This is a genomic window from Streptomyces sp. ActVer, assembly GCF_027270795.1.
GTDB classification, from domain to species: Bacteria; Actinomycetota; Actinomycetes; order Streptomycetales; family Streptomycetaceae; genus Streptomyces; species Streptomyces umbrinus_A.
On sequence record NZ_JAPWHT010000573.1, the window covers coordinates 1 to 5725 of the forward strand.

Below are 5725 nucleotides of genomic sequence, written 5' to 3' on the forward strand. Positions count from 1 at the left end.
CGAGCGGTCGTGGCAGATCCTTTCGGGTCTTCCGCAACTGTTCATCGCGGTGTGAGGCGCGCCATGGATGAGCCCGTCTCGTACGTCGAGCAGCAGGTGCAGGCCCGCATAGCCGCCGCCCGCGTCAAGGTCCAGGCCGCGAAGGAGCGGCGTGACGAGCTGTCGACCGCGCGCCGCCGAGGCCTCGCCGCACGGCACGCACGCAAGTTGCGGAACCTCGCCGAAGCCGAGCAGCGCCAGGCCGACGACGAGCAACCGGACGACGCGGCCTGACCCACACACTTCCGGCCGCCGATCCGAGCGGCCGGCCAACCCCGACAAGGGAGAGCACCATGCGACACGGCACCATCCTCCGAACCGACGCACTCACCACGGCCCGCATCACCAAGCTGTGGAACGAGGTCATCCCCAGCATGATCGAGGGCCTCGACACCGACCTCTTCTACGCCAAGGAAGAGAGCACGGTCGGCACCGAGGACCTGAAGATCCTCGACGGCACCCTCAACCGCCTGCGTCGCCTCGACAGCGGCGAACTCCAGGCCGAGCCCAGCGACGTGCGGGACGCGGTCCAGGCGTGGCTCGCCTACTTCTTCCGCAGCGCTGAGACACCGGTCGGCATGAACCTCGCCCCGGTCTACCGGCTCGCCGCCGAACTGTCCGACGCGGCCGAGGCCATCGAGCGGGAGCGCCTGGCGACGGTCTCCACGGATCCGTGGACGGCCGCGGAGCAGGAGTGCCACAACGTTCTGTGCGGACTCGTCAACAAGGAACTGGTCCACGTAGGCCACTGACCCGTACGAGATCGGCCGGCCCCGCGGGTCACTCGGGGCCGGCTCCCCTACAGGCAACCACGCGAAGGAGCAGCGCCGTGCGGCAGGCCGTTCTGTTCGAGACCCTCGACGCGCTGAACACACCCGAAGCGATCAAGACCAAGACCTGTATCCGATGCAGGAAGACCAAGCCCGTGACCGCATTCCACAGCGGCGGCCGGCGCAAGCGCCGCAGACCGGACTGCGCCGAGTGCCGTCGTGAGGCTCGCCACGCCAGAGGCGAGCGGCGAATAGAGACGCCCGATGAGCGGCTCACGCGCAAGCTCTGGTCGAACTACAGACTCACCCGCGAGCAATACACGGCACTTGTCGACGCGCAGCTGGGCGTGTGCGCTATCTGCGGCAAGGCGCCCGGCGAGGGGAAGCGCCTCTTCGTCGACCACTGCCATGCCACGGGTGTCGTGCGGGCGCTGCTCTGCACCACCTGCAACGTGGCCGTCGGTTTCTACGAGATCCACGGCAGCGCGGCAGCCGAGTACCTCGGAACGTACGGGGCCGGGAACCCGCTGCTGAAGCGGTCGTAGCCGGCCGGGCTTTTTCTGCGGGTTGGTAAGGGTGCGGGTTGGCCGGGGTCGTGGCCGAGTTTTACTGAATGGCCGTTCAGTAGTGGTTGGTGTGGGTGCGGGTTGGTGGGTGGGTGTTGGTGGCGGGTGCTGAACGCGTTCAAAGGGAGGCGGGGTCGTGGTGAAGGTGAAGTGGCCGGTGGCGGGGTGGGGCATCCCGAGCTTTGTGATTGAGGCGTCGGCGCCGCTGCCGTGCCGCTCAAACCCGGACGGATGGCATGTGGACCGTACGTCGTCGGAGGGGGCTGAGCGTTTGTGTGCGGGTTGTCCGGTTGTGGTGGAGTGTCTGGCTTATGCGATGGCGGATCGGCGGTTGTCTGGTGTTTGGGGTGGGACGACTGAGGTGGAGCGGCGGCGGTTGCGGGCTCGGGAGGTGGAGCGTCAGCGTCGTGCGGCGAAGGTGGTGGTGTAGTTCCGGCTCGCGGGTGACCGGTTGACCTGCGCTTGTCGGTAACTGTTGTCGTGTTCCTATAAGGCGGAGGCCCGGTCCCCCTGAGAGTGGGGACCGGGCCTTTTGCCGTGACCGCGCCATCGAACGCCCGCCCATTCTAACGCATTTATGCAGGTGGACGGCGTAGAATGTGGTGAGCTATTCGGTCTGCCGTGACGTGAATAGTGGCCATCGAGCAGGGGAGATGCATTGTGCTGACTCAACAGGAGATCGACGAGCAGGTGACTGCGGTCGAGGCGGCCGAGGTGAAGCTCGACCTGGCCGAGGCGCACCACGCGGACGCGGGCAGCGAGCAGGCCGTGCAGGAATTGCGGGTGGCTCGGGCTACAGCGCACGCGGCCCGCGACAGGCTTCGTCAGCTCCGTACCCGCTACGCCACCGAGCAGGCCGCGAGCCGGGCGCGTGGGGCCGCAGAGAAGGCGTTCGGGGAGCGGGAGCGGAAGGCCGTCGCGAAGCGGCTCGCCGAGGCCCGTGACGAGGCCGTGAGCGCGCTCGTGGAGGCGGAACGGGCAGCGGTCAAGGTGCTGACGGCGACGGCCGGATACGAGGCTGTGGTGAGGTCGACGGCGGCGGAGCTGAAAGCCCGGGGGCTGTCGGCGGACGACGGGCAGGACATGGGCGGCACGGTGGGCGGTGTCGTTCACCTCGACGGTGAGGTGTGGCGGCCGGCGGATGCGGGCTCGCTGCTTGCGGCGGTCGCCCGGTCGGTGGTGGCCGCGCAGAATCCGCGGCATCCGGTGGCGCAGTGGCGGCAGGTGGCTGGGCTTGCGGATCAGGCGGCGCAGGATGTGCTGCGGGCGAAGGCGGCCGGGCGGTGAGCGGGGATCCGTTCGCCGAGGAGTTCGGTGTCGGCGGTCCGTCTGATGACGGTACGGGTGTGGCTGGGTGGCAGTTGTCGCATCGGTTGGACGGTGCCCGTGGGGAGTATGCGGCGGCGGTTCGTGACGAGGGCGTGAGTCCGTTGCTGGCCGTGTTGCTGGCCCGTCTGTGCCCCTCGGCGGGCGGTGGCGTCCGGTGGGCCGCCGCGAGCAGCGTCGGCCCCGCAGGTGGCGTTCTGCGCCCGCGGGACGGAAGCGGCAGGAGTCGGGCTCGACGATCACCATCGCCGAGGGCGAGGGCAAGGGCATGGTCTTCTCGGTGCACTGGTCCGCCGAGGACGTCGAAGGGGCCCGCCGATCGTGCGCGGCCGGGCGCCCCGACCATGTGGCGCTGACGATCGTCCTCGCCTTCCTGCAGTACCTCGGGGTGCCGTGTGAGGCGGAGGATCTCGCCGACCAGGAGACTTGGCCTCCGGGCGACATCGTCACTCTCTTCGCGATGCTCGGCATGCCCCTGGTCGAGGGGTGGACGGAAGAGGAAGACGCCGAGTTGGAACGCCTCCTGACCGAGGGAGGCGGCCGTGGGTAACGACATCGAGATCCGCGTACGGGTCGCGAACCAGACCGCGGGCGGGCTGACGTCCTTCAACCAGTCCATGCAGCGCGTCAAGGACAACGCCCGGGATGCCGGGCGGGCGGTGGACGGGCTTTCGGCGCGGGCGGTGGCGGCTGCGGCGGGCGTTCGTACGCTCGACAGTGCAGTGCAGGACCTCAACCGGTCGCTTCGTACGCTGCGCGGCCGGGCTGCGGCGGCCGATGCGTCGCTGCGGGATCTGCGGGACGCGTCGACGAACTCCAGCAACAGCCTGAGGGGTCTCAACACCCGTGCGCAGACCTCGGCCACGCGGCTCGGGGATCTCTCCGACCGCACCCGCACCCTGCGCTCGGACAGTGATGATCTCGACGGCAGCATGCGGCGTCTCACCGGCACCCTCGGAGGGCTGCGGGGCAACCTCGGCACCGTGCGGATGTCGACGTCCGGTGCCAGCGGGGGCATGCAGAACCTGCGGAAGGCGGCGCTGCTCCTTGCTCCCGCGCTGATCCCGATCGCGGCTCAGGCGGCGCCGATCGCCGCGAGTCTCGGCGCGGCCGGCGTGGCAGTGGGCGTCTTCGGCCTCGCCCTCGGCGGGCAGGTCGCTGTGATGGCCAAGGCGTCGGCGGCGGAGAAGAAGTACCGCGACACCGTGGAGGAGCACGGGAAGGCCTCCGAGGAGGCGGTGAAGGCGGAGGCCGACTACCTGCGCCAGGTGCGGCAGATGGACCCCGCCACCCGTAGGGCGGCCGCCGCGTTCACGGTGTTCAAGGATCAGTACAAGCAGTGGAGCAGCTCGCTGGCGGGCGACACGATGCCCGTGGTGACGAAGGGCCTCGCCACCTTCGGCGCGCTCCTGCCGAAGCTGTCGCCCTTGGTGCGCGGAACGTCGGAGCAGCTGGACCGGCTGATGGCGGTGGCGGCCGGCGGCATCCAGTCGGCCGGGTTCGAGCGGTTCATGCAGTCGTTCTCAGAGTTCGCCTCCGGTGCCCTGTCGCGGGCCACGCTCGGGCTGGTCAAGTTCTCGCAGGCCCTCGACGCGGGGAAGGTGGGCGGGGGGCTGCACGAGTTCATGCAGTTCGTCCGCGAGACCGGGCCGCTCGTCGGGGAGACGCTCCGCAACCTCGGCCAGGCGCTGGGCAACCTGGTCGTCGCGGCGTCAGACGCCGGGGTCGGCATCCTCACCGCGGTCAACGCCCTGGCCAAGCTGGTCAATGCGGTGCCGGCCGAGGCGCTGTCGGCGTTCGTGCAGTTGTACGCGACGCTGAAGCTGGTGCGGCTGGGTATCGCCGGGGTGTCGGCGGTCGCCACGGCGGGGGCGGTCGCCAATCTGACGGGGTTCGTACGCGCGGCCCGGTTCGCCGGGGTCGGCTCGGCGATCGCCGGGGTCACGCAGCGGATGTCGACGCTGCAGAAGGTCGGCGGCAGCCTCGGGGTGCTGGGTGTTGCTGCGCTGGCGATCGATGCACTCGCGGACAAGGCGCGCGGCGCGCCCCCGGACCTCGACAAGATGAGCGCCTCGCTGAAGGCGCTCGCGGTGACGGGCAAATTCACGGGCGAGTTGAAGAGCACGTTCGGCGACATGGACGGCTTCACCGCGAAGCTCGGGAAGCTGAAGTCCGAGTCGGCCGCCATGGAGAAGGTGAAGCCGTACCTGGCGTTCTCCGGGCTTGGCGCGTTCGCTGACACAGCGGTGACGAAGCTCGACGACCTGGTGCGCGGGACGAAGAGCCTCGGGGCGACGAAGGACGACTTCAAGGTCTTCGATGAAGGCTTCGCCGATCTGGCGAAGAACGGGTACGCGGACGAGGCGGCCGAGCAGTTCAAGGTCTTTGAGACCGCGATGCGTAAGGCGAACTGGTCCACCAAGGACATCAACTCGGTCTTCGGGAAGTACAAGGAGACGGTTGGCGGTCTGAAGGATGTGCAGGACCTCGCGGCCAAGGGGATGGGCGCGTTCGGCGCTCAGGCCATCTCTGTGCAGCAGAAGCTCGATGCCCAGCAGAAGAGCGTCGCCGGTCTCCAGCAGTCCCTTCACGCCCTGAACAACACGTACTTGGAGTCGCGTGGTGGTGTCCGGGCGATGGAGGAGGCTATCGACGCCGCCTCTGAGGCGATCAAGAAGAACGGTCGCACCCTCGACGATGACACCGCGGCGGGCCGGGCGAACAACGCCGCGTTGGATGCGATCGCGTCGTCCACGATGAAGGCGATGGAGGCCAAGTACCAGGAGACCGGTTCCTGGGAGGCGGCCATGAAGGTCTACGACCGTGGCCGGAGCGCTCTGGACAAGGCCACGTTGAGTGCGACGGGCAACAAGGAGTCGGCGAGGGCGCTCGCCGACCAGTTGCTGAAGATGCCGGACAAGAAGATGCGTCTGGAGATGGACCGGTCGGACGCCGAGGCCGGGCTCAACGCGTTCAACGCGGCGGTGAAGAGGACCCCGGGCGCGAAGTCGGTGACGTTGAAGA

At 68.9% G+C, this 5725-nt stretch carries 6 protein-coding genes and 1 pseudogene; all 7 read left to right on the forward strand.

Annotated features, from left to right (window positions below; genetic code table 11):
• The first annotated feature begins 63 nt into the window (after nucleotides 1-63).
• Nucleotides 64-273: a hypothetical protein gene (locus tag O3Q52_RS47720; protein ID WP_269654716.1), complete on the forward strand. Its 210-nt coding sequence runs from the start codon at nucleotides 64-66 to the stop codon at nucleotides 271-273.
• 59 nt (nucleotides 274-332) lie between these two features.
• Nucleotides 333-791, forward strand: a complete 459-nt coding sequence (locus O3Q52_RS47725) for a hypothetical protein (protein WP_269654717.1) — start codon at nucleotides 333-335, stop codon at nucleotides 789-791.
• Nucleotides 792-868: 77 nt separating this feature from the next.
• Nucleotides 869-1354: an endonuclease domain-containing protein gene (locus O3Q52_RS47730; protein WP_269654718.1), complete on the forward strand. Its 486-nt coding sequence runs from the start codon at nucleotides 869-871 to the stop codon at nucleotides 1352-1354.
• Between the two features lie 205 nt (nucleotides 1355-1559).
• Nucleotides 1560-1805 (forward strand): WhiB family transcriptional regulator, encoded by a 246-nt coding sequence (locus tag O3Q52_RS47735; RefSeq protein WP_269654721.1) that lies wholly within the window; start codon nucleotides 1560-1562, stop codon nucleotides 1803-1805.
• A gap of 230 nt (nucleotides 1806-2035) precedes the next feature.
• On the forward strand, nucleotides 2036-2662 hold the full coding sequence (locus tag O3Q52_RS47740) for a hypothetical protein (RefSeq protein WP_269654719.1): 627 nt from the start codon (nucleotides 2036-2038) through the stop codon (nucleotides 2660-2662).
• A 196-nt stretch (nucleotides 2663-2858) separates the two neighbouring features.
• Nucleotides 2859-3251 carry a hypothetical protein gene (locus O3Q52_RS47745; protein ID WP_269654720.1) on the forward strand — a complete coding sequence of 131 codons (393 nt, stop codon included), beginning with the start codon at nucleotides 2859-2861 and terminating at the stop codon, nucleotides 3249-3251.
• Nucleotides 3244-5725, forward strand: a pseudogene (locus O3Q52_RS47750) (hypothetical protein); the annotation flags it as partial. The gene O3Q52_RS47745 and the pseudogene O3Q52_RS47750, both read left to right, overlap by 8 nt.